At 69.1% G+C, this 22,579-nt stretch carries 24 protein-coding genes; 11 read left to right on the forward strand and 13 right to left on the reverse strand.

The features are described 5' to 3' along the window. Positions 1 to 56: 56 nt before the first annotated feature. The 3 genes from ACP7A5_RS07630 to ACP7A5_RS07640 all read right to left on the reverse strand — a co-directional run bounded on the left by ACP7A5_RS07630 (position 57) and on the right by ACP7A5_RS07640 (position 1,876). Positions 57 to 785, reverse strand: coding sequence for an anti-sigma factor (locus tag ACP7A5_RS07630; protein WP_426041357.1), 729 nt, complete (start codon positions 783 to 785; stop codon positions 57 to 59). Further along, complete coding sequence (locus tag ACP7A5_RS07635) at positions 782 to 1,339, reverse strand: sigma-70 family RNA polymerase sigma factor (protein ID WP_426041358.1); 558 nt, start codon at positions 1,337 to 1,339, stop codon at positions 782 to 784. Before ACP7A5_RS07635 ends, ACP7A5_RS07630 begins: the two co-directional genes overlap by 4 nt. Before the next feature lie 75 nt (positions 1,340 to 1,414). After that, on the reverse strand, positions 1,415 to 1,876 hold the full coding sequence (locus ACP7A5_RS07640) for a DUF4112 domain-containing protein (protein WP_426041359.1): 462 nt from the start codon (positions 1,874 to 1,876) through the stop codon (positions 1,415 to 1,417). 68 nt (positions 1,877 to 1,944) lie between these two features. Between ACP7A5_RS07640 and ACP7A5_RS07645 the strand changes: the two genes are divergently transcribed. Beyond that, positions 1,945 to 2,913: an endonuclease/exonuclease/phosphatase family protein gene (locus ACP7A5_RS07645; protein ID WP_426041360.1), complete on the forward strand. Its 969-nt coding sequence runs from the start codon at positions 1,945 to 1,947 to the stop codon at positions 2,911 to 2,913. On the opposite strand, the gene ACP7A5_RS07650 is transcribed toward ACP7A5_RS07645, so the two are convergent. The 6 genes from ACP7A5_RS07650 to ACP7A5_RS07675 form a co-directional block, all read right to left on the reverse strand. Continuing rightward, positions 2,885 to 4,087 (reverse strand): CCA tRNA nucleotidyltransferase, encoded by a 1,203-nt coding sequence (locus ACP7A5_RS07650; RefSeq protein ID WP_426041361.1) that lies wholly within the window; start codon positions 4,085 to 4,087, stop codon positions 2,885 to 2,887. The two genes, ACP7A5_RS07645 and ACP7A5_RS07650, sit on opposite strands and share 29 nt — an antisense overlap. After that, on the reverse strand, positions 4,084 to 4,734 hold the full coding sequence (locus ACP7A5_RS07655) for a CoA pyrophosphatase (protein WP_426041362.1): 651 nt from the start codon (positions 4,732 to 4,734) through the stop codon (positions 4,084 to 4,086). Before ACP7A5_RS07655 ends, ACP7A5_RS07650 begins: the two co-directional genes overlap by 4 nt. A gap of 11 nt (positions 4,735 to 4,745) precedes the next feature. After that, a complete protein-coding gene (locus ACP7A5_RS07660; protein ID WP_426041363.1) occupies positions 4,746 to 5,309 on the reverse strand; it encodes a DUF1285 domain-containing protein in 564 nt (187 codons plus the stop codon). Between the two features lie 271 nt (positions 5,310 to 5,580). After that, positions 5,581 to 6,072 carry a GNAT family N-acetyltransferase gene (locus ACP7A5_RS07665; RefSeq protein ID WP_426041364.1) on the reverse strand — a complete coding sequence of 164 codons (492 nt, stop codon included), beginning with the start codon at positions 6,070 to 6,072 and terminating at the stop codon, positions 5,581 to 5,583. 77 nt (positions 6,073 to 6,149) lie between these two features. Continuing rightward, positions 6,150 to 6,932, reverse strand: a complete 783-nt coding sequence (locus ACP7A5_RS07670) for an enoyl-CoA hydratase (RefSeq protein WP_426041365.1) — start codon at positions 6,930 to 6,932, stop codon at positions 6,150 to 6,152. Then, positions 6,929 to 8,023, reverse strand: a complete 1,095-nt coding sequence (locus ACP7A5_RS07675) for an MBL fold metallo-hydrolase (protein ID WP_426041366.1) — start codon at positions 8,021 to 8,023, stop codon at positions 6,929 to 6,931. The genes ACP7A5_RS07670 and ACP7A5_RS07675 overlap by 4 nt, the downstream gene beginning before the upstream one ends. 128 nt (positions 8,024 to 8,151) lie before the next feature. On the opposite strand from ACP7A5_RS07675, the gene ACP7A5_RS07680 reads away from it, so the two are divergent. From ACP7A5_RS07680 to ACP7A5_RS07715, 8 genes are all read left to right on the forward strand, one after another. After that, a complete protein-coding gene (locus ACP7A5_RS07680; RefSeq protein WP_426041404.1) occupies positions 8,152 to 9,111 on the forward strand; it encodes a hypothetical protein in 960 nt (319 codons plus the stop codon). A gap of 99 nt (positions 9,112 to 9,210) precedes the next feature. Beyond that, positions 9,211 to 10,176: a hypothetical protein gene (locus ACP7A5_RS07685; protein WP_426041405.1), complete on the forward strand. Its 966-nt coding sequence runs from the start codon at positions 9,211 to 9,213 to the stop codon at positions 10,174 to 10,176. 114 nt (positions 10,177 to 10,290) lie between these two features. After that, entirely contained in the window at positions 10,291 to 11,211 is a 921-nt protein-coding gene (locus tag ACP7A5_RS07690) for a hypothetical protein (RefSeq protein WP_426041367.1), read from the forward strand. 56 nt (positions 11,212 to 11,267) lie between these two features. After that, a complete protein-coding gene (xth, locus tag ACP7A5_RS07695) occupies positions 11,268 to 12,062 on the forward strand; it encodes an exodeoxyribonuclease III (RefSeq protein WP_426041368.1) in 795 nt (264 codons plus the stop codon). Beyond that, positions 12,062 to 12,577, forward strand: a complete 516-nt coding sequence (locus ACP7A5_RS07700; protein ID WP_426041369.1) for a hypothetical protein — start codon at positions 12,062 to 12,064, stop codon at positions 12,575 to 12,577. The genes xth and ACP7A5_RS07700 overlap by 1 nt, the downstream gene beginning before the upstream one ends. Positions 12,578 to 12,842: 265 nt before the next feature. After that, the gene (locus tag ACP7A5_RS07705; RefSeq protein WP_426041370.1) at positions 12,843 to 13,748 is read left to right on the forward strand and encodes a cobalamin biosynthesis protein CbiG; all 906 of its coding nucleotides are present in this window, start codon (positions 12,843 to 12,845) and stop codon (positions 13,746 to 13,748) included. Between the two features lie 18 nt (positions 13,749 to 13,766). Next, a complete protein-coding gene (locus ACP7A5_RS07710) occupies positions 13,767 to 14,570 on the forward strand; it encodes a hypothetical protein (protein WP_426041371.1) in 804 nt (267 codons plus the stop codon). Between the two features lie 141 nt (positions 14,571 to 14,711). After that, complete coding sequence (locus tag ACP7A5_RS07715) at positions 14,712 to 15,224, forward strand: hypothetical protein (RefSeq protein ID WP_426041372.1); 513 nt, start codon at positions 14,712 to 14,714, stop codon at positions 15,222 to 15,224. Positions 15,225 to 15,255: 31 nt separating this feature from the next. Here ACP7A5_RS07715 and ACP7A5_RS07720 read toward each other — a convergent pair whose 3' ends face one another. The 4 genes from ACP7A5_RS07720 to ACP7A5_RS07735 all read right to left on the reverse strand — a co-directional run bounded on the left by ACP7A5_RS07720 (position 15,256) and on the right by ACP7A5_RS07735 (position 20,042). After that, a complete protein-coding gene (locus ACP7A5_RS07720; RefSeq protein ID WP_426041373.1) occupies positions 15,256 to 15,663 on the reverse strand; it encodes a response regulator in 408 nt (135 codons plus the stop codon). Next, positions 15,660 to 17,249 carry a sensor histidine kinase gene (locus tag ACP7A5_RS07725; protein ID WP_426041374.1) on the reverse strand — a complete coding sequence of 530 codons (1,590 nt, stop codon included), beginning with the start codon at positions 17,247 to 17,249 and terminating at the stop codon, positions 15,660 to 15,662. Before ACP7A5_RS07725 ends, ACP7A5_RS07720 begins: the two co-directional genes overlap by 4 nt. 179 nt (positions 17,250 to 17,428) lie before the next feature. Continuing rightward, positions 17,429 to 19,129, reverse strand: a complete 1,701-nt coding sequence (gene recN, locus ACP7A5_RS07730) for a DNA repair protein RecN (RefSeq protein ID WP_426041375.1) — start codon at positions 19,127 to 19,129, stop codon at positions 17,429 to 17,431. A 52-nt stretch (positions 19,130 to 19,181) separates the two neighbouring features. Continuing rightward, entirely contained in the window at positions 19,182 to 20,042 is an 861-nt protein-coding gene (locus ACP7A5_RS07735) for an outer membrane protein assembly factor BamD (RefSeq protein ID WP_426041376.1), read from the reverse strand. A gap of 202 nt (positions 20,043 to 20,244) precedes the next feature. Here ACP7A5_RS07735 and ACP7A5_RS07740 point away from each other — a divergent pair, with 202 nt between their 5' ends. Both ACP7A5_RS07740 and ACP7A5_RS07745 read left to right on the forward strand, forming a co-directional pair. After that, positions 20,245 to 21,177: a ribose-phosphate pyrophosphokinase gene (locus ACP7A5_RS07740; RefSeq protein WP_425990722.1), complete on the forward strand. Its 933-nt coding sequence runs from the start codon at positions 20,245 to 20,247 to the stop codon at positions 21,175 to 21,177. Positions 21,178 to 21,255: 78 nt separating this feature from the next. Then, positions 21,256 to 22,476 carry a hypothetical protein gene (locus ACP7A5_RS07745; RefSeq protein WP_426041377.1) on the forward strand — a complete coding sequence of 407 codons (1,221 nt, stop codon included), beginning with the start codon at positions 21,256 to 21,258 and terminating at the stop codon, positions 22,474 to 22,476. The last annotated feature ends 103 nt before the right edge of the window (positions 22,477 to 22,579 follow it).

Consider the following 22,579-nt stretch of genomic DNA (forward strand, 5'->3'; position numbering starts at 1 on the left):
CCTGTGTCACGCTTTCGACAGAAGCGCGAAGCGCTTCTGTCTCAAACGATCAGGCTCTAGAGGGACTGAAGCTCACCGGTGGCGATCACCGGGCCATCCGGCTTGTCGGCGGCGGGGGTGTGACCAGGCGACTCCATCGAGATGGCGACGGCGACCGCCTGACCCGCCGTGGAGGCCAGGACGTCGGTCAGATGGTGATGCGAGGCGGCCGAGCCGTCGATTGCGCCGATCAGCTGGACCCCGGCCTCGCCCGGCCTGACCAGCCAAAGGTGCGGCACGGCGTTGACTCCATCCATCGCGTCCGTGGGCGCGATGAACAGATTTCCGGTCGCGCTGTCGTAGGCCAGGGCCACGACAGGCGTCCCGCCATCGGTCATGGCGATCGTGGCGACGCGGGTCACGCCGCCGGTCGGAGCCGTGTTCACGATGGGCGCGGGGGTCGGACGCGTGGCCAGCAGGGCGACAGCGACGAGGCTGGCAGCCAGCAGACCGGTCGAGCCCACGGCCCACGTCCTCCAGAAGGCGGCGCGGTTGTCGTTCGCAGCGACCGGGGCGATGCCCGCCTCGATGCGGGGCCAGACGCGGGCGGATGGCTGGACGGGTGGAATCTCGGCGATAAACCCGGCCAGATGCTCGTTCCAGACCTCGACCTCGGCAGCGAAGGCGGGATCGGAGGCCTCGCGGGCACGGGCGGCGCGCTCCTCTTCGGGCGGCAGAACGCGCAGGGCCAGCTCGCCGGCCAGGGCGTCGACGGCGCCGGGCTCGTCAGAAGGGAGGTCGGTCATGATTCGAGGCAGCTCCTCAGCCTGAACAATCCCCGCCGGATCCAGCTCTTCATCGTACCCAGCGGCACGTTCTCGCGGATCGCGAGGGCGTCGTAGGTGACCCCCTCCAGGAAGGCAGTGCGGATCACACCGCGGACCCTGTCCTCCAGCGTGTCGAGACAGACGTTCAGCCGGTTCACCTCGTCCGTCGTCTCGATCACGTCCGAGGCCAGGGGGGCGGCGTCGGCCAGGTCGTGGGCGTCCTGGACCGGAGCTGTGCGACGCATCGGCGCGGCCGACCTCAGACGGTCGATCGACCGGTTGCGCGCGATGGTCACCAGCCAGGTGATCGGGCTCGCGCGCGAGGGGTCGAAGGTCGAGGCCTTCCTCCAGACGGTGAGATAGGTGTCCTGCAAAACGTCCTCGGCCAATTGGCGGTCAGCCAAGATACGCAGGCAGACTCCCAATAGCTTCGCGGAGGTCGCCTCATAGACGATTTTGAAGGCGGCGCGGTTTCCGTCGCCCGCCTGGCCCAGGGCCACGGCCAGTTCGTCTCGCGTCAGCATGGGGGTCATTCAGCGGGTCCGGCGCAGTCTCGATCGTGCGGACTTGGGATGGCCCGCATCTATCAGTCAAGCGAAACAGCAGGCTCAGTCGTGCAGATAGACGACACGCCGCTTCTTCGGATCGGCCTTCATCGTGGCGACGTGCCGATCGTGCTCGCCGGATGCCCGCGCGTCGCGCTCGTTCGCCTCGACCCAGTGGGTACTCTCGATGTCCTTCTGCAGCGCCTTTGCCGCCATCAGGTGGCCGGGGAAGAAGAAGTCGACGACGTCGCCTGCGATCGGCACTTCTCCGGTCACGACGTCGACGCCGAGATAGCCGACCATGCGCGCAATGGTGCCCGGCGTCGCCTTGGCGCGTATCGCCTGGGTCAGGAGCCATCCGGCGGCCCCCACACTGTAGACCGTGCCGACGACCGGGATCCAGGTCAGCAGGCCGTCCAAGCCGATGCCGAAGGGGCCGAAGCCGACGGCCCGGTCGGAGAGCTTCTTGACGCCCTCGACATTGGACCAGATGTTCTCGATATCCCTGATCGACCGCTTCGCCATGTTCGCCCTCCCAAGCGACTGGTCAACGCGCCACATCGACCCGCGTTCACCATGGATAGCAAGTCTTAGTGACTGACAGAGCCTCGTATGTGCGATTGTTCGCGGCAGGTGTCGTGGGGCTGGCGCTTCTGGCTCCGCTGGGGATCGCATTGGCGGGCCTGAGCGGGATCGGTCACCGATGGGTCGACATTCTCGCGCAGTTCACCGGGCCGGCGCTCGTCGCGGCGGCGGCGGGGCTGGTCGCAGCGGCGCTTTTGCGATCGCGGACGCTGGTCGCGGCGGCGGTGATCGTCTGCGCCTTCGTGCTGGCGGCCGGGTCGAGCCAATGGGCGCCGCCGCGCGGAGACCCCGAGGAGGGCTCCCCGAACTTCACCCTCTACTCCGCCAATCTTCAGGCCCGGAATACGGATGTGGGCGCGATGGCGACCTCAATCGCCGCGGCCGATGCGGACGTCGTCGTCCTCGTCGAGTTCGGGGACGCGCCGGCGGCGGAGATCGACAGGGTACTGGCGGGATACCCCTATCGGGCCGTCAACGGCCGCATCGACCGGCCAGGCGGCGCCGTTCGGTCGGTGATCGCTTCGCGTCGGCCGTTGCGCGACATCCGGCTTCGCATTCCGACCCTGTTCGTCGTGGGGGCAAGGGTGGAGACCGATATCGGACCGGTCACGATCGCGGGCGTGCATATGACGCGGCCGTGGCCCTATCAGATCCAGTGGGAGCAGATTCGCCAGGCCGAGGGACTGTCGGTCTGGGCGCGGTCAGTCGACGGGCCGGTGATCGCGGCGGGGGATTTCAACAGCGTCTCGAGCGCCCGAATCGGCCGGATCATCAAGGGGGACGGCGCGTTGATCCCCGCACCCGGCTGGCCGGGGACCTGGCCGACGAAGCTGCCCGACGCCGCCGGCATGACCATCGACCAGGTCTATCGCTCGCCCGATCTGGCCCTGGTGGAGCGGCGGCTGGGCCTGCCCACGGGATCGGACCACCGACCGGTCATAACCCGCTTCACGAGGGCCGCCTCGCCAGGCGAGTGAGCCGCGCGTGATGGCCGTCGGCGGGGAAGTCGGCGGCCATCCATTCGGCCTCGAAGGCTTTCAGGATGAGGCCATGCCCGGGGCCGGGCTCAAGGCCCATTTTCGCGAGGTCGCGGCCGCCGACCGGCAGGCGCGGAACGGGCCAGCTTTCGACCAGCGCCAACGCCGGGGCGGTATCGGCCTGAGTCTGAAGCGCGCCGCCGCGCCGGATACGGTCGCTGACGGCCTCCTTCCCGAGGCGATAGATCAGCGCGCGCAGCTCACGCTCGCCGGTCGTCGGATCGAGTGGTCCCCCGGCTGCGGCGGTAAGGCGGATCTCGATCGCCCTGGGCAGACGCAGGCCACGGGCGATCCCGGCGACGGCGGGCGGGTCGTCGGGCAGCAGGGTCGAGAGTCGCAGGACCGGATCGGCGCTGGCGGCGCTTAGCGCATCGAAGGCCGCGAGCCCGGACACGGCAGGAAACAGCCGCTCCAGCACCCCGGCGTCACGCATCGCATGGATGGCCGGGCGCGGATCGGGCGCGGCCAGCAGCTTCATCAGTTCCTTCGACACCCGCTCGGCGGACAGTCGCGTCAGCCCTGAGGCGTGGGCGGCGCAGGCGGCGAGGCCCTCGGCGTCGGGGTCCGAACCACCATACCAGGCGAAGAAGCGGAAGAAGCGCAGGATGCGGAGGTAATCCTCCTCGATCCGGGTTTTCGGGTCGCCGACGAAGACGACGCGTCCGGCGAGCGCATCCTCCACCCCCTGCCCTGTCGGGTCGAAGATGGCGCCGGTGCGATCGGCATAGAGGGCGTTCAGACGAAAGTCGCGTCGCGCCGCGTCCTCGGCCCAATCGTCAGTGAAGGCCACGACGGCGCGGCGGCCGTCGGTCTCAACGTCGCAACGCAGGCTGGTGATTTCGTAGGGCTTCCTCTCCGAGACGGCGGTGATCGTGCCGTGGGCGATGCCCGTGGGAACGACCTTGATCCCGGCCGCCTTCAGCGCCGCCATCGACTCCTCGGGCTTCAGCCGGGTGGCGACATCGAAGTCGTCCACGGGCCGTCCGACCAGGGCGTTGCGAACCGAACCCCCGACGAAACGGGCGCTGTCGGGGCCGCCCGCCGCCTCCAGCGCGTCGAAGACGGCGGCGGTCGCGGAACTCGTCAGCCAGTCCTGGCCCTCCAGCCGGATCACGCGGCGTCCTCGGCGGCCGATTCGGGGAGGTTCAACTCGTCGCCATAGAGGCGCGCGCGCAGGCCGCGGATAATGCCGGCGGTCACGCCCCAGATGTATTGCTCGTTCCAGGTCATCGCCCAGAACCACCGTTTGACGCCCTCGGGCGCCTCGAGATGGTCGCGGCTGTGGTTGGCCGGATCCATGAGGAAGTCCCAGGGGGTCTGGAAGATTTCCGCCACCTCGTCGGGCGAAGCCTTCAAGGGCGGCAGGTGCGCGACCCAGCCGACGACGGGCGTGACCAGATAGCCGGTGCCGGTCTCGTAAGGGTCGGACAGACCCAGCACGGTGACCGCGGCAGGGTCGAGGTCGACCTCCTCCCGCGCCTCGCGCAGGGCGGCGTCGACCGCCGTCTCGCCGGGGTCGAGCCGACCGCCGGGAAAGGCGACTTGGCCGGTGTGTCGGGCCAGGCTGTCGGCGCGACGGGTCAGCAAAACACGCGCGCCCGCGGGATCGGCCACGATCGGGATCAGGACGGCGGCGGGCTTCAGCGGACCGGGCGTCCAGCGCGGGGCGCCGGGGTTCAGGTCGAAGTCCGAGCGGATGGCGCGCGTCTCCGCCCGCCAGTCGCCGACCGGCGCCAGCCGCTCGACCAACCGATCTTTCAAGGTCCGATGGCTCATTCCACGCCCGCTCCCGGCGGACCGAGCGGGAACCAGACGCCGCCGGACCGGACGGCGAGGCGGCCATCCCTGACCTCGGCCAACTCGACCAGATCGTAGAAGACGGTGCGCGCGATGCGGGCCTCGAGGTCGGCGCGGACATGGACCCGGGGCGCGGGTTCCCCGGTCACGAGATCGGTCTCGACGGTGATCAGGTGGTCGGGCCCGGCGCGCGTCTCGTCGCCGACATCGGTGGTGAAGACCAGGTCGTCGCCGTCGCGGGTCATGGTCACCGCGCGGAACGGCAGGTCCTCGACCTCGATCCGCATCTTCTCGCCGGGGGTGACAAGGTGATAGCCGTCGGGGTCGCGCCTCAGCACCGTCGAGAACAGCCGCACCAGTTCGGCCCGGCCGATCGGCGAACCCTCGTGCATCCAGACGCCGTCGGCGCGGATGACGATGTCAATGTCGCCGCAATGGGCCGGATGCCACAGATGCACCGGCGGCAGGCCGCGACCCGGCGCCTGTCTGGCGGCGGCCGTTATTCCGGCGAGACCCTGGGATGGTTCGGAAGCGCTCATTCATTTCACCGTGCACCCCGGCGAAGGCCGGGGTCCAGATGGAAAACTCCTGCGGGGCCGATGCGGTCCGACCATAGCTCCACCTCCCTTTCGTCATCCTCCGGCGCAGCGAAGCGGAGACCGGGGGACCCAGCGGCGCGCGAGAGCGCGAACCTGCCACGCACAGGCCTGCTTCCGACTCCGTGCTTGGACAGATCGCCTTCGGCGCCGCTGGATCCCCCGGTCTGCGGCGCGAAGGCGCGCCTTGCCGGAGGATGACGAAAGAAGAAAGTCAGGCGGCAAGCGCCAACCCGGAAGGCGCGGCGCTGGCAATCGGCAACCACATCACGCGCTGCGGATCGGCGGGTCCGGGCAGGCGCACGTCCGGCGCGGGCTGGAAGCCGAAGCGCGAGAAATAGGGCGGGTCGCCGACCAGCAGCACGCCGGCCACGCCCCGGGCCTGCGCCTCGCCAAGGCAGGCGCCGACCAGATCCGCGCCTATCCCCCCGCGCCGCGTATCCTGAGCGACCGCGATCGGCCCGAGGAAGAGGGCGTCCAGCCCATCCACCGTGATCGACCACAGCCGCACCGAGCCGATCATCCGGCCATTCTCGCGCGCCACGAAGGCGGCTGCGATGCTGGCGGATTCCCGAATGCGCTCCGCCGTCTTGGCGAAACGGCCGGGGCCGAAGGCGGCCATGACCAGCGCCTCCGCCTCTTCGCGGTCGGCGGGCGTCTCGGAGGCGATCCGGAAACTGTTCGAGAGGACGGGCGCGGCGCTCATGGCGCGGGCGCTTAGGGGCAATGGGGGGCGGGATCAAGGCCGCTGTCTTGCTTCTCCCAACGGGAGAGGGAGGCCGCCTACGAAAACACCGGCGCCCGCTTCTGGGTGAAGGCCATGAAGGCCTCCATGGCCTCGGGGCTGGACATCTGGGAGCCGAAGGCTTCGCCCTCGCGCTGCATCAGGGTCCACAGGGCCTCGGCGTCGCGCATCAGGCGCTTGGTCTTGCGCAGGGAATTGGGCGCGCGGGCGACGAGTTTGGCGGCCAGGCCGTCGGCGACGGCGTCGACCTCGGCGGCGGGGACGGCGCGGCTGGCGAGGCCCCAGGCCAGGGCCGTCCGCCCGTCGATCGGCTCGCCCAGAGCGAAAATCTCGAACGCGCGTTGATGGCCGATGGCCAGCGGCAGGAGCAGGGACGACCCCGCCTCGGGCGCCAGGGCCAGGTTGATGAAGGGCGCGGACAGAAGCGCGTCCTCGGCCACGACGACCATGTCGCAATGGAGCAGAAGGGTCAGGCCGATGCCCACGGCGCGACCGCGCACCGCCGCGACCACTGGCTTGTCCATCTCGGCCAGGGCCTTGAGGAACTGGAAGACGGGCGCATCGACGACCTGCCCGCCGCCGCCCTGGGCCCCGATGGCGATGAAGTCGGCGATGTCGTTGCCGGCGGAGAAGCTGTCGCCCTCGGCCTTGAACAGCAGGACGCGGACGGCGTCGTCGGCACGGGCGCGGTTCGTCGCTTCGGCCAGCAGGGCGTACATCGCCTGGGTGATGGCGTTCTTCTTCTCCGCGCGGGCGAAGGTGACGGTCAGGACGCCGTTCGACAGGTCAACGCTGACGGGGGGGCGGATGGGGTCGCTCATGCGGCGGTCTCCGTTTCGGTGAGGCTCCACCAGTCCACGCCGTCGGCGTCGCGTTCGCGGCGCACGCTGCCCTGACCGGCCAGATAGTTGAGGTGGGCGATGGCCTCGCCCGTGGCCATGCCCAGAATGCCGTCGCCGACCGGGCGGGCGAACAGGGAGGCGAAGACATCGACGGCCCGTTTCGGCTCGCGCAGCGTCCGCTCCAGCCGTTTCAACGCTACGGCGTGACCCCGCTTCAAGGCCTCAATACGCGGCAGCACGCCCGTGAAGGGCTCGCCGTGACCAGGCAGGACGAGCAGATCAGCCGGCAGGAGCTCGCCGAGCCGGTCCAGCGAGGTCATCCAGTCATCCAACGGATCGGCCTGGGGTTCGGTCGGCCAGACGGAGATGTTCGACGAGATTCGCGGCAGGATCTGGTCACCCGAGATGAAGACGTCATCCGACTTGCGCCACAGACAGGCGTGCTCGGGGCTGTGACCGTTGCCGATCAAGATGGTCCAGTCCTCGCCGCCGATCGACAGGACCTGGCCCTCCCGAATCCGCTGATAGCCGGCCGGCATGGCCGTCATGCCCTTGGCGAACATGCCGTAGGACTGGCGGTAGCGCTCGATCTGCGGCTCGTTCCAGCCGCCGGCGCGCCAGAAGATCGCGCCCGCCTCTGGCGCCGTACCGGTATCGGCGAACAGCATCCGGCCGGTGACATATTCCAGCTGGGTCATCAGCAGGGGCGCGTCGAACCGCTCGCACAGCCAGCCGGCCAGGCCGATATGGTCTGGATGCATATGGGTGCAGATGACCCGCGTGATCGGCTTGCCCGCCAGCGGCCCGGTCAGCGCCGCCTCCCAGCCCGCGATGGCGTCCGGTGTTCGGATGCCGGTGTCGACGACGGCCCAGCCCTCGCCGTCCTCGATCGCATAGACGTTGATGTGATTGAGCTGCATCGGCAGCGGCAGGCGCAGCCACAGCACGCCGGGCGCCGCCTGGATCGCCTCGCCCGGCGCCGGAGGGGGGCCGAGCGGATAGGTCAGGCCGCGCAAGCCGTCGCCGCCGGTCTCTACCTCGCCTTCGCTCGTGATCACGCCGTCCGCCAAGTCAGTCTCCAATCGCAACGCGCCGACCATAGGCCGGGGAGGATACGCCCGTCCAGCGCCCGGTCTTGACCTCATCACGACGGCTCGCCAAGGCTTCAGGACAAGTTTCAAGGAGAGTATCCGTGTTCATGAAAACCCTGGCGGCCATCAGCGGCGCCGCGATGATGGCGATGGCGATCGTTTCGCCCGCCTCGGCCCAGGAGCCGAACAATACGGGCTCGGGCTACGGCGCGGCCAATCCCGAGACGACCCCAACAGCTCCGGCGGCCCGCACGACTCCGACCCGGACGCCGCGCCAGGAACGACAACGGGCCCCGGCCCCGCCGACACCGGAAGAAAATATCGCTGCCGCCCAGGCGATCGCCACATCGGCGTCGGTCGCCTGCCAGGTCAGCCAGGCCAATTTCCTCGGTCTCGCCCCGGACGGCGCCAAATCCTACGAGGCCGTCTGCGCCACCGGCCCCGGCTATATTCTGATGGCCTCTGCCCCGCCCCTGGCCGTCGACTGCGTCCTGCTGGCCGGCCAGGCCGAGATCGACCGCGCCCGTGACCCGCTCGCCGATGTGGGCACCCAGTGCGCCATCCCCCAGAACCTCGACGTCGTCCGCGTCATCTCGGCCTATGCGAGCGAGGCCGGCATTGCCTGTGCCGTCGACCAGGCCGCCTCCATCGGCAAGTCGAGTGAAGGCAATCTGATCTATGAGGTCGGCTGCAACGGCGTCGACGGCTACTGGCTGGAAAAGGTCGGCACGAACTGGAAGGCCTCGGAATGCGCGATCGTCACGACCCAGAACGCGGTCTGCCGTTACTCCACCGCTGCGGAACTGGTCGCGACGTTCAAGACGCGTCTGGCCGGCAGTGAGGCCGCGTCCTGCGACCTGACCGAGGGCCGCTACATGGGTGCAAACGCCAACGGCGCCTTCTGGGAAGCCAAATGCAGCGCCGGCAACGGCGTGATCGTGCGTTTCGACCCGCAGTACGCCGTGCAGCAGGTCTACCCCTGCGAGACCGCCCAGCGCATCGGCGGCGGCTGCCGTCTGACCATCGTGCCTGAAGCCCCGGCCGCCCCCCCGACGACCCAGCCCTAGAGGCCAGCGCTGGAGTCCGCCCCTCGGGCGTGTCCGTCTTGACCCCGTCCCGATGGCCCGCCAAGGCTGTCGGGACAGTTCAGGGAGATCGCCGTGTTCATGAAAACCTTGGCCGCCATCGGCGGCGCTGCACTGATGATCGTGGCGATCGCATCGCCCGCCTCGGCCCAGGACCCGAACGACAGAGGCACCGGCTTCGGCTCCGCGCCGACCGAGCCGGTCATTACGGCGCCGACCGCGCGTGTGACGCCGACGCGCACGCCGCGTCAACAACAGCAGCAGGAAGCCCCGGCCGCCCCGACCCCCGAAGAGACTGCTGCTGCGGCCCAGCAGATCGCCACCGCTGCCGGCGTCGCCTGCCAGGTGACCCAGGCCAACCTGCTCGGTCTGACCGCAGAACAGGCGGCGACCTATGAAGCGGCCTGCGCCACCGGTCCGGGCTACATCCTGATCAGCTCGGCGCCGCCCCAGGCCGTGGACTGTGTCCTGCTGGCCGGACAGGCCGAGATCGACCGCGCCCGCGACCCGCTCGTCGACGTCGGCACCCAGTGCATTCTGCCCCAGAACCTCGACGTCTTGCGGGTCGTTGCGGCCTATGCGCGCGAGGCCGGTATCGCCTGCTCCGTCGATCAGGGCGCATCGATCGGCAAGTCGAGCGAGGGCAATCTGATCTACGAGATCGGCTGCAACGGCTCGGACGGCTACTGGATCGAGAAGGCCGCGACCGGCTGGACGACGACGGAATGCTCGGTGATCTCGACGCAGAACGCGACGTGCCGCTACACCACGCCCGCCGAAGCGGTCGCCACCTTGAAGACGCGCCTGGCCGGTAGTGAGGCTGCAGCCTGCGACGTGACCGAGGGCCGCTACATGGGGGCCAATGCCAACGGCGTCTTCTATGAAGCCAAATGCGCCGCCGGCAACGGCGTCATTGTCCGCTTCAACCCGGCCTTCGCCGTGCAGCAGGTCTACCCCTGCGAGACCGCCCAGCGGATCGGCGGCGGCTGCCGTCTGACCGTCGTGCCTGAAGCTCCGGCCGCGGCCGATCCGGCGACGGAACAGTAGCCGAAGGTCCGGACCGGCGGGCATGCTGCTCGCCGGGTCGGTTTCTGGCATAGAATGCTTGACCGACCCGCTCGGTCCGCTCCACGCTCATTCTGTCGATCAGGAGCCGTGACCGTGTTCAAATATTCCCACATTGCAGCCTTCGGAGCGGTCCTTGCGGTCGCCCTGTCGGCGATGCCCGCCCTCCCCGCCGCCGCCCAGGATACGGGCGCCCAGGGCATGCCGCAGGATCCGGGCGCCACGCCGGCCCCCGAGGGCGCGAACCGGGCGCCTCCGCCGCTGGCGACCTCCGGCCCCGCCGCCGCCGCAGCCGCGCAGCGCATCGCCAATGCCGCCGGAACGGCCTGCCAGGTCGTCGAGGCCAATGTGATCGGCCAGACCACCAACCAGCAGCGCATCACCTACGAGGCCGCCTGCGCCGTCGGACCGGGCTATATCTTCGTCAACTCCCTCCCGCCGGAGGCCCGCGACTGCGTCCTTCTGGCCGGGCAGGCGGAGGCGGATCGCGCCGCCAATCCCAACGCCGACGTGGGCGCCCAGTGCGTGATCCCCCGCAATACCGAGATCGCCCGCGTTGTCGGCGCCTATGCCGCCGAGGCCGGAATCGCCTGCACCGTCGACCAGGGCGCCTCGATCGGCCGCACCAGCGACAACACCCTGATCTACGAGGTCGGCTGCGATGGCCTGGACGGCTACCGGATCGAGAAGGCCGCAGCGGGCTGGACCAGGACCGAATGCGCGGTCATCGCGACCCAGAACTCGACGTGCCGCTTCTCGACCGCTGAGGAACAGGCCGCGACGCTGAAGGCGCGACTGGCGGGCAGCGAGGCCTCGGCCTGCGATGTTGTGCAGGCCCGCTACATCGGGGCCAGCGCGGGCGACACGCTGTACGAGGCCCGGTGCGGCGCCGGGAACGGAATCATCGTGCGCTTCACCCCCGAGCACGTCGTGCGTCAGGTCTTCCCCTGCGAGACTGCCCAGCGGATCGCCGGCGGCTGCCGCCTGACCACGGTCGCAGCGGCGCCGGCCGCTTAACAGAGCCGACGTTCCGGCGCTTGCTCGGTGAGGCGACGCCGCCTAGCGTCCCGGCGATGCGCATCGCCACCTGGAACGTCAACTCGGTCAACGCCCGCCTGCCCACCGTGCTCGCATGGCTGGAGGCGGCCCAGCCTGACGTGGTCTGCTTCCAGGAGATCAAGACCGTCGACGACAAGTTCCCCAGGGAGCCGTTCGAAAGCCTGGGCTACAATGTCGAGGTCCACGGCCAGAAATCCTACAACGGCGTCGCCCTGCTTTCGAAATACCCGGTCTCGGACGTGCGGCGCGGCCTTCCCGGCCAGGACCTGCTGACCGAGGATGCGGAGGATCAGGCCCGATACATCGAGGCGGTGATCGAGGCGCCCCGCCCCGTCCGCGTCGGCGGGATCTACCTGCCCAACGGCAATCCGATCGGGACCGAGAAGTTCGATTTCAAGATGCGCTGGATGGCGCGGCTAAACGCCCATGCCCGGGACCTGCTGGCGCAGGAAGAGGCCTTCACCCTTTGCGGCGACTACAATGTCATTCCCCTGCCCGAGGACGCCAGGACCCCGTCTGCCTGGGTCAATGACGCCCTGTTCCAGCCGGAGAGCCGCGCCGCCTTCCGGGCGCTGAAGGGGCTGGGCCTCTATGAAGCCGGGGAGTTGGGTCGCCAGCCGCCGGGGACCTACACCTTCTGGGACTATCAGGCTGGCGCCTGGCAGAGGGACCACGGCATCCGCATCGACTTCCACCTGCTCTCGCCCCAGGCCGCAGACCGGTTTATCGGGGTCGAGACCCATCGCGACGCCCGCGACATGGAGAAGCCGTCCGACCACGTGCCGGTCGTGATCGAGCTCGCCGACTGATGGGCGAGGCGCTGCGCGTCATCCTGCTGGTGTCGCTGGCCGCCGCCGCCCTGACCACAGCCGCCCTGACGCTGAACTGGTGGATGGAGCCTGAGCGCCGGCTGCGTCGGGCCATGCTGAAATCCCTGGGCGCCGTGGCCGAGGCCGAGGCCATCTCGGCGCACGAAGGTCGCGCCGCCGGGCTGGACTTCGAGGGCGGCCAGATCGCCGTGCTGTGGGATCGGGGGGCCCACGGGCTGGTCTACAGTTTCGACGAGGTCGAGGGCGGCGAAGTCATCGTCGACGGCCATGTCGTGGCGCGCGTCCGACGCGGCGAAGCGCGCAAGGCACTGGACATCATGGCCCCGGACGCGGAGCTGGTGACCCTGCGGCTGCTGTTCGCCGACGCCCGCTATCCGGAGTTCGAACTGGCCCTGTGGAACGCCATGGCCCCGGGCCACGCCGGGTCGCCGCACGAGGCCATGCGGCTGGGGCGCCGCTGGCTGTCGCACCTCGAGGCGCTGTTGAAGGGGTGAATGCGGTCTCCTCCGCGTGCGCGCTTACGCATGGGGAGGTGGCTCGCAGCGCAGCGGAGTGGAGGAAGGGGCGCATGCGACCCGACGACGGGAGGGGTTCTTTCCGCGTCCACGAACAACCCCTCCGTCCGCTCGCAAAGGCTCGCGGCCACCTCCCCATCGCTGCGCGACAGGGAGGAGACAAACGGCGCCATTGCCGCCTCGCCGGGAGGAAGGGTAGAAGCGCCCACCTCTGTATCGCCTGCTGCTTTTGAAGGAGCCCGCCGTGGCCCGCCTGTTCGACGCCTATGTCATAGCCGACTGGACTGCCGCCGAAGGCAAGAAGCTGGGCGAGAACTCGGTCTGGATCGGCGTGGCCAAGCGCGACGTGCGCTTCCGCCTCTACACCGAGACCCACAATGTCGCGACGCGCGCCGAGGGCGAGGCGCTGCTGAAATCCATCCTGGCCGATCATCGCAAGCGCGGCGATCGGGTGTTCGTCGGCTTCGACTTCTCGCTGGGCTATCCGGTCGGCACGGCCGCGCGCCTGAAGCTGGCCGAGACCCCGGCCTGGTCGGCGATGTGGAAATTCATCGCCTCGAACGTCGTCGACAAGGACGACAACACCAACAACCGCTACCAGGTCGCGGCCAAGATGAACCGGCTGATGACCGACGAGGCCTGGCCTCTGTGGGGCGCCCCGGCGAAACAGGCGCAGCGCTGGCTGACCACGACCAAGCCGCCGCAAGGCTCAGGCGACATCCCCGAATACCGGGCGACCGAGAACGCCGTGCGCAAGGGCAAGCTGCAGCCCAAGTCGAACTGGCAGATGCATGGCGCGGGGGCCGTCGGCGGCCAGACCCTCGTCGGCATTCCGATGGTGCGCCGTCTGCTGGAAAGCCTGGGCGCATCGGGCGCCGTCTGGCCGCTGGGCACGGGCTGGCGCGCGCTGGACGCCGCCGACGTCGAACCCCTGTCGGTTCTGGTCGCCGAGGTCTGGCCCTCGATGTGGCCGACCACCGCCGCCGAGGGGGAGTTCAAGGACCAGGCCCAGGTCCGCACCACGGCCGAGGCCTTCGCCCTGATGGACGAGCGCGGCGAACTGTCGACCGCTTTCGGTCCGAAGAAGGGGACCGACGAGGCTCTGATCGCGCAGGTCGAGGGCGAAGAGGGCTGGATTCTGGGAGTCTAGCGACCCTAAGGTCTGGCCATGCGTGCCGCCTGCGCCATCCCTTTCGTCGCTACCGCCTTGCTGGGTGGGTGCGCCAGCACATCGGCCTTCACCGCCCGGCCAGCCGCCGAGGCGCGAACCGGATCCTGCGAACAACGCACCGCAGAGGTCTTCGCCATCACAGGTGAAATCGACGCGGAGTTGTCACGCTGCGTGCGAGAGACTTTCGCCGGAAGCACGCGTGAGCTCGTGCTGGATTCGAAGGGCGGCAGCGTCGAGGCGGCGCTCGACATCGCCGAGATTCTCGAGGGCCGGGGCCTGACGATGCGGGTCGAGGGCCAATGCAACTCGTCCTGCGCCAACTATTTTCTGCCTCTGGCCCGGCAGATCGAGTTCTCGCCCCGGTCCATCGTGCTGCTCCACGGCAGCATTGATCCCTGGACCATTGCCCGCTTCCGGTCGCGCAAATCGGAATTCATGACCTTGCAGGCCAGGAATGGACGGAGTGTTGAAGAAGCGGAGATCGCCTTCGCCGCGTCAATGGCCAGGACGGAGACCACAGCGACGCGACAGGCGGAATTCGCGCAGCGCCATCACGTGGCGCCCGGCTGGCTGCTGTACCGGACCCCCGGTTCGGACGATGTCCCGGGACTGGACCCCGAACCCACTCGGTCACGCGCCATTCTTGTCGAGGAACGCATGATGCGATCCTGCCTGCCCGAGGTGGAAATCGCGCCCTACCAGGCGGCGCTGGAGAGACGCTGGCTCCGATCCTACAGACGGCTCGGCCTGCTCTGGGAGCGCATCGCTCCAAGCGGCCAGACTGTCTGTCGGCCCCTATGAGCGTGAGGCCATCGCGCCCGGGATGTGGGCGGCTCGCACCCGTCTGACGAAACCGGTCTTCAACCATCGCCGGGCTGGACCCACGCCCGGGCTTGGTGGACAGTGGTGCCAGGACACGTCGACGATCACGGTGGGAAGACGATGCGCTCGATCATCTTGGCAGCGGCCTGCACGGCGGCATTGGCAATCACTGGCTGCAGCCAGGCCGAGAGCTCAGTTGACGCACCGACCGCGGATGCGTCCGGGACCGCCCCGACCAAGGGGAGTGCGCCGGAGCCCGCGGCCAAGCCTGCCGTAGCTCCGCCCGCCCCGACCTCGGCCAAGCCGCCCGCCCAGACTGCCGCCTACACCCCCGTGCCGATCAGCGCCGAAGACAACCCCGGCCGCGCGCGCCAGATCCGCTGTCAGGTCGGGTCCGACCCGGAAACGAACTGCACCTTCACCCCCCTGTTCGGCGACGGAAGCTTCCAGCTGGATGGCCCCGACATCGCCTACCGCATGGTGATCTCTGACGGAGAGGGCGGCTTGTTCGCGGTCTTCGGCCCCGAGGACCGCGTGCCCGTCGGCGGAACCTATCGCCGTGACGCGCGCGACGGCGCCTGCTGGATCGCCAACGAAAGCACGCCCGCCCCCTCTCCGATCTGTGCGCGCTAGAGGTCAGCGGGGGACGAACCCCGCCTCGACGTCAGTGAAACACGGTCAGGGAATGGGGCGCCGTCCGCGACGGCCCGCCCCTGCGCGATTGCATGGCGAAGGCCACAGCGGTCCGCACGGAGTCGTCATCGGTGGGCTTGCCCATCACCCCGAAGGTCCCGGGCACGCCATCCCGGACCATTTCCGGGTTCGCCGTGAGGTAGAGCACCGTAATGCCGGCGCCCTGCCCGATCTCCCGGCCCAGATCGACGCCGGTCGGTCCGTCGGACAGATGGACGTCCACCAGCGCCAGCTCGATACCGCCGGCCAGGACCAGCCGCCGGGCGGCCGAGACGTTCGCGGCCATGCCGACCACCGTATAGTCCAGGTCTTCCAGAACGTCGCGAAGCTGGGACGCGATCAGGATCTCGTCCTCGATGATCAGGATCCGGCCCTTCATGCGACCGCCATGGCGGCGCGGCGCGGCTGAAGCGCCGAGCGCGGAACATCGACCGTGACCTTCAGGCCCTCGCCGGCCCAGTCGAGATCGAGCCTGCCCGCCAGCTGTCCCTCGACCGACATGGCCAGAAGCGTCGACCCAAACCCGGGGATCAGGGGCGGCCCGACAAGCTCGGGCCCGCCATGCTCCGCCCAGACCAGGATCATGCGGTCGCCGCGGTGAGACAGGGTCAGGTCAACCCGGCCGTCGGGCTGCGAAAGGGCGCCGTATTTGGCGGCGTTGGTCGCCAGTTCGTGGAACAGCAGGGCGACCGGGGTGGCCGCCTGATCGTCGAAAATGGTATCGTCGCCGCTCACGCGAACGCGGGGAACCCCATCCTCTCCGTCGTAGGCCTTGAACAGATCCAGCAGGAAGGCGGCCAGGGTCGCACCGGCGATTCCGGGACGAGACTCCTCGCTGTGGGGCCGGACGAATTCGTGCGCCCGGGCCAGGGCGCCGATCCGGTTGCGGGCCGACCTGGCGAAGTCCTTGGCGTCCGGATGGTGGCGGGCCGACAGCGAGAGCAGGGCCGAGATCACCGCAAAGATATTCTTGATCCGGTGGCTCAGTTCCTGGCTCAGCAGCGCCTTGGCCTGCTCCAGCCGTTTGATGTCCTCGATGTCGGTGCCTGTTCCGAACCAGCGGGTCACGGTCCCTGTCGAGTTGCGGATCGGCATGGCCCGACCCAGGGTCCAACGATAGCCGTCCGCATGGTGCTTCAGCCGGTATTCGACCTCATACGGCTCCCCGGTCGCCAACGAGGCCTGCCACGCCGCGAGCGTCCGATCGCGGCACTCGGGGTGGATCTGGGCGCTCCAGGCGTCGGTGTCGCTGGGAGCCTCGGTCAGACCGGTGAAGGCGAACCAGCGCGCATTGAAATAGTCGTGATAGCCGTCCGCCCCTGCCGACCAGACCATCTGCGGCATGCTGTCGGCGATCGCCTGAAACCGCGCCTCGCTCTCTGCCAGCTTTTCCGAGGCCTGAAGCGCGACCTCGACCGCGGCTTCCGCCTGCTCATCGCTGAGCCGGCGCGCGGTCAGGGCCCGCCGTCGCTCCATCAGCGCCATCACCTGGGTCGCCAGAACCTCCAGCGTCATATGCTGGGTCTCGGTCAGACCATCAGGACGGGCCTTGGTATCCACGACGCAGAGCATGCCGAGAGTCATCCCCTGGTCGTCGATCAGGGGCGCCCCGGCATAGAACCGGTAGTTGGCCGGGCCGGTGACCAGCGGATGGTCGATATAGACGGGGTCGATGGACGCGTCCCGGACGACATAGACGCCGTCGTGCTCCATCGCGTGCTGGCAGAAGGAATCCAGTTCCGGCCCCGTCTCGTCAGCCATGCCGATTCGCGCCTTGAACCAGAGCCGCTCGCCCAGAGCCAGACTGACCATGGCGACGGGGGTTTCGCAGATACGCGCCGCCAGCCGCGTGACGTCGTCGAAGGCGCGTTCAGGGTCGGTGTCCAGGATGTCGTAGGAACGGAGCACGCGGAGGCGCTCGGCCTCGATACCGGCCCGGCCTGGCGCTTCTAGCTCGATTGTCAAAGTTTGATCCCCTGGCGCTCAGGGCGCTGGAGGATGACACATATCAGGGGGCCAACCCGTCGCAAAGGTGAAGGTTCCATCGGCCAGGAAAGTAATTCCGTTGCCGCTCAGCGCCCGAACGGAATGCTCAGGCCGTCAGCGTCGGGGCGTGACGAACGGGTGATCAACGGCATGGCGCGTCAGCCGATCAGCGAGCGGGCGGCGGCGCGGGCTTCTTCGGTGACGATGGCCCCCGACAGCATGCGGGCGATCTCTTCCCGGCGGGCCGTCTCATCGAGGGCGTCGACCGTGGTGGTGGTGAGGCCGGCGGCGTCGGCCTTGCGCACCTTCCAGTGGGCGTGGCCACGGGCGGCGACCTGGGGGCTGTGGGTGACGACCAGGACCTGGGCGCCGTTGGAGAGGCGTTTCAGGCGCTGGCCCACGGCCTCGGCCACCGCGCCGCCGACGCCCTGATCGACCTCGTCGAAGATCATGACCGGCTGGCGCTGGTCCTCGCGGCCCGCGAGCGCAGCCTTCATGGCGAGGGCGAAACGGGCCAGCTCCCCGCCCGAGGCGATGGCATCCAGCGGGCCGAAGGGGGTGCCGGCATTGGTGGCGATCTCGAACCGGGCGGTCTCGACGCCGAGCGGGCCGCGACGGCCTTCGGCGACAGGCTCCAGGGCGACGCGGAAGCGGGCGCGGTCCAGTTTCAGCGGGCCGAGCTCTTCCATCACCGCTTTCGACAGCCGGTCGGCGGCCGCCTCGCGGCCCGAGCTCAGCAGGCTGGCGGTGACGTCATAGGTCTCGCGGGCTGCAGCGGCATCGCGGGCGGCGTTGGTGATGGTCTCGGCCCCATCCTCGATCAGGCGCAGTTGTTCGCGCAGCGAGATGCGCAGGGCCGGCAGGGAATGGACGGTGGTGTTCAGCTTCCTGGCGGCGGCGCGCAGGGCGAACAGCCGTTCCTCGGCCTTGTCGAGGCGGCCAGGTTCGAAATCGAAGGCGTTTGCGGCGGCGTCGACCTCGGCGATGGCCTCGGCGGCCTCGACCATGGTGCGGTCGATGGCTTCGGCGGCGCTGGTCAGGCGCACCAGAACGGGGTGATCGGCCTCGACGCCCGCCTGGGTCGCGCGCTGGCGCGCGTGTTCGACGGCGCGCAGGGCGGCGGACAGTTTCTGGCTCAGCTTGTCGCCGCCCAGATTGATCCGGGCGTCGGCCAGATCGGCCACCGCCTTTTCCGCTGCCCCCAGCACGGCGCGTTCGCCGGCCAGTTCCGTCTCCTCGTCCTCGCGCGGATCGAGCGAGTCGAGGTCGGCGAGGTTCAGGGTGATCTCCTCCGCCCGCGAGGCCGCATCGGCGGCGGCGGCGCGGAGGCCTTCCAGCTTCGCCTCGGCCGCCTTCAGCTTGTCGGACGCGGCGGCCACGCCGCCGAGCTGGGGCGCCAGACCACCATAGGCATCCAGCAGCCCGCGATGGGTCTTCCAGTCGAGCAGGCCCACGGTCTCATGCTGGCCGTGCACCTCGACCAGACGGGCGCCGATCTCGCGCAGGGCGGCCACCCCGGCCGGCTGGTCGTTGACCCAGGCCCGGCTGCGGCCGTCGGCGGACAGGACGCGACGCAGGATCAGCGCTTCGCCCGGGGTCACGTCGAAGCCCTTCTCCCGGATCAGTTCGATCAGGTCAGCGTCGTCAGGCGCGGTGAAGACGGCGGTGGCCACGGCCTGTTTGGCGCCGGAGCGAACAAGGCCCGCCTCCCCTCGCCCGCCGAGCGCCAGGCCCAGGGCGTCGAGGATGATCGATTTGCCGGCCCCGGTCTCGCCGGTCAGCACAGTCAGGCCCTCGTCGACCTCAAGATCGAGGACGTCGACCAGCACAACGTCGCGGATCGAAAGACTGGTCAGCATGGGGTGCGATTCGGCATCCGCGACAGTGTAGACCAGAACAGGCGGGGAACGGTCAGCCCGGAATGATCCGGCGCAGCCAGCTCTCGCGCTCGCCGGTCGGGGCCGTCTCAGGTTGGCGGCCATCCTCGGTCAGCAGGGCGTAGGCCTCAGCGTACCAAGGGCTGCCCGGATAGTTATAGCCGAGCACGGCGCCGTTGCGCTCCGCCTCATCCTTCAGGCCCAGCGTCAGATAGACCTCGACCAGACGATACAGGGCTTCCGGGGTATGCGACGTGCGCTGGAAGGCCTCGTTGTCGATGACGGCCTTGTAGCGGCCGATGGCGGCCAGCGGCTGGTTGGCGCGCTGGTAGTAGCGGCCGATGTTCATTTCCTTGCCGGCCAGCTGGTCGTTGACCATGTCGATCTTCACGGTCGCGTCGGTGGCGTAGGACGAGTTGGGGTAGCGGCGGGCGACGTCGCGCAGACCGGCCAGCGCCTGTTCGGCCTGACCCTGGTCGCGGCCCACGTCCACGATCTGCTCGAAGTGGCAGGTGGCGCGCATGTAGAAGGCGTAGGCGGCCGACGGGCTGCCCGGGAACAGCTGGATAAAGCGGTCCGAGGCGGCGATCGATTCCTCGTAATTGCCGTTCTGGTAGTAGGCGTAGATCTGCATCAGGATCGCGCGGCGCGACCATTCCGAATAGGGGTGCTGACGCTCGACTTCCTCGAAATAATCCACGGCGTCGGCCCAGCGGTGACGCTGAAGCCGCTCGTAGCCGGTGTTGTAGAGCAGTTCGACTGGCCGCTCCTCATAGGCCAGGCGCGGGCGATTCTGACCGCCGTTGCACGCCGCGACGGTCAGCGTGGCGACAGTCGCCAGCAGCAAGACGCCGCCCCGGCGCAGAACGGACGAAGACCGGAAGGAAATCGGCAACTTGGAACCTCATCACACGCCGCCCGGACGCCGCCAGAGGCTCGTCGGGTATCAAGATCGCGTTCTCTAACATCGGCGTTCGCAACGCGCCATGCGCCGGATAAGGGCAATCACGGCTTGATACGGGCCGACGCGCTGCTAAAGAGCGCGCAAGACGGAACAGACGTCATTGGCGGTTCGATGACGGCGAAAGGATGACCGGATGAAGCTGCTCGCTGGCAACTCGAACCGGACCCTGTCCCAGGCCATCGCCGACCACCTCGACATGCCCCTCACCAAGGCCCAGGTGAAACGCTTCGCCGACAACGAGGTGTTCGCGGTCATCGAGGAGAACGTCCGCGGCGAGGATGTCTTCGTGATCCAGTCGACCTCCTATCCGGCCAACGACAACCTGATGGAACTGCTGATCTGCATCGACGCCCTGGTGCGGGCCTCGGCGCGGCGGATCACGGCGGTCATGCCGTATTTCGGCTATGCGCGTCAGGATCGAAAGACCGGCGGCCGCACGCCCATCTCGGCCAAGCTGGTCGCCAACATGATCACCCGCGCCGGCGCCGACCGGGTCCTGACCATGGACCTGCACGCCGGCCAGATCCAGGGCTTCTTCGACATCCCGACCGACAATCTGGTCGCCACCCCCGTGCTCGCCCAGGACATCAGGGATCGCTACACGCGCGGCAATCTGATGATCGTCTCGCCCGATGTCGGCGGCGTGGTGCGCGCCCGGTCACTGGCCGAACGTCTCAACGTCGACCTGGCCATCGTCGACAAGCGCCGTCCCAAGGCGGGCGAGAGCGAGGTCATGAACATCATCGGCGACGTCGCGGGCCGCGAGTGCATCCTGTTCGACGACATCGTCGATTCGGGCGGCACCCTGGTCAACGCCGCCAAGGCCCTGATCGCGGCCGGGGCGACGAACGTCTCCGCCTATATCAGCCACGGCGTCCTGTCGGGCCCGGCGGTCCAGCGCGTCACCGACGGCCCGCTGAAGGAGCTGGTGATCACCGATTCGATCGAGCAGCCGCACGAGGTGCTGTCCTGCTCCAAGATCCGCACCGTCCCGGTCGCCCCCCTGATCGGCGAGGCCATCCGCCGGATCGCGAACGAGGAATCGGTCTCCAAACTGTTCGACTGATCACGAAAAAGTCGGCGGCCATGCCTCAAAACGGCCGGACTGGGCGTTTCAGTCGGAACATGCTTTCGGGGATCTTCCATGCGCCTTTCCTTCCGTAGCCAGGGCCCGACCCTGGCCGCCCTCGCCGTCACAAGCCTTCTGGCCGCATGCGGCCCCAGCCGTGCCGAGCTGCAGGCCGAGGAAATGCGCGTCGCGGCCATCGAGGCCGCCGCGATCACCGCCCGCCTGCCGCCGCCTGTCGCCCTGAACGACAGCGTGGCCCAGTCTGCGGCCGTATATCTGACCTTCACCCGCGACATGGCGACGATCCAGGGCGGCTTCGCCAGCCCCGACGCGGTTCAGGCGGCGCTGCGGCGCGGCGCGTCCTACGATGCCAACCAGATCTCGCGCGGCCTGGTCGCCTATGCCTCCATCCTGGCGCTGCAGTCGCCGGAGTTCGTCTCGGGCGTCCGCCAGGCCGGGGCCGAACCGACCGTTCGCCGCCAGATCATCGACCGCATCGTCGCCAATCCCGAGTACGCCTCGACCCTGCCCGGAGCCGAGGCCGCGGCCAGCCTGGTCATGTCGGTGCTGGAGGCGGACGTAATCGCCCTGAGCGCGGCGGCCGATTCGGTCGAGAGCGACGCCTACAACATCCAGTACACCGGCGATCAGCGTCACGGCTGGGGGCGCGCCACGCCGCCGGATCGCGAGGGCCGGCTGCAGGCGGTCAAGGACCTGTCCCGCACCATTCAGCCCTCCGCCTCGGAGACTGCGCGTCTCCATGCCGCCTCGAACAGCGGTTCTGGCCTGGGGGTGACTGCCGGACGCACGCGGCGAGCGCCCTATGCCCCGTCGGTGACCAACGCCATCGCCATGGCCGCCCTCGCCGCCCTGGGCGCCGCCGGGGACAACGCCCGCGCCAACACCGAAGCCCTGCAATACGACCGTGCCAGCCAGGACTGCCTCGCCAGTTCCAAGCTGAACCTGTTCCAGTGTCTGGCCGCCTCGCGTCCGACCTATGAGGACATGTTCTGCCTCGGCCGCCATGTGATCCGGGACCTGTCGACCTGTGCGCGCGGCGCCGCCTTGCCGGCCGCGATCATCACCGTCGGCAACCCGACCCAGAGCGGCGGATCCGGACGCTCACCCGCGATCACGCCCGAACCGCTGCAAGCCGCGCCCCCGACCGAACCGAGCATCTCGCCGCTTCCGCTCCAGGCCCCGCCCCCGCCATCGACCGCGCCTCGACCGACCCCGGTCCCGGCCCCGGCAGGGCAGACCGCGACCCAGCGGTTGAACGCCGGTCCCAACGGCTGAGGTTCGCGGTCCGGCGCCGGAGAGTTGAACGACAGAGGCCCGGATTAACGTTCGGAAAACCCTGGCGAAGGCTTATAAGCCGACATCGTTACGGCGCCGGGAG

Origin of the sequence: Brevundimonas sp. TWP2-3-4b1 (assembly GCF_049897665.1) — a bacterium.
In the GTDB taxonomy this organism is placed as follows: Bacteria; Pseudomonadota; Alphaproteobacteria; order Caulobacterales; family Caulobacteraceae; genus Brevundimonas; species Brevundimonas subvibrioides_B.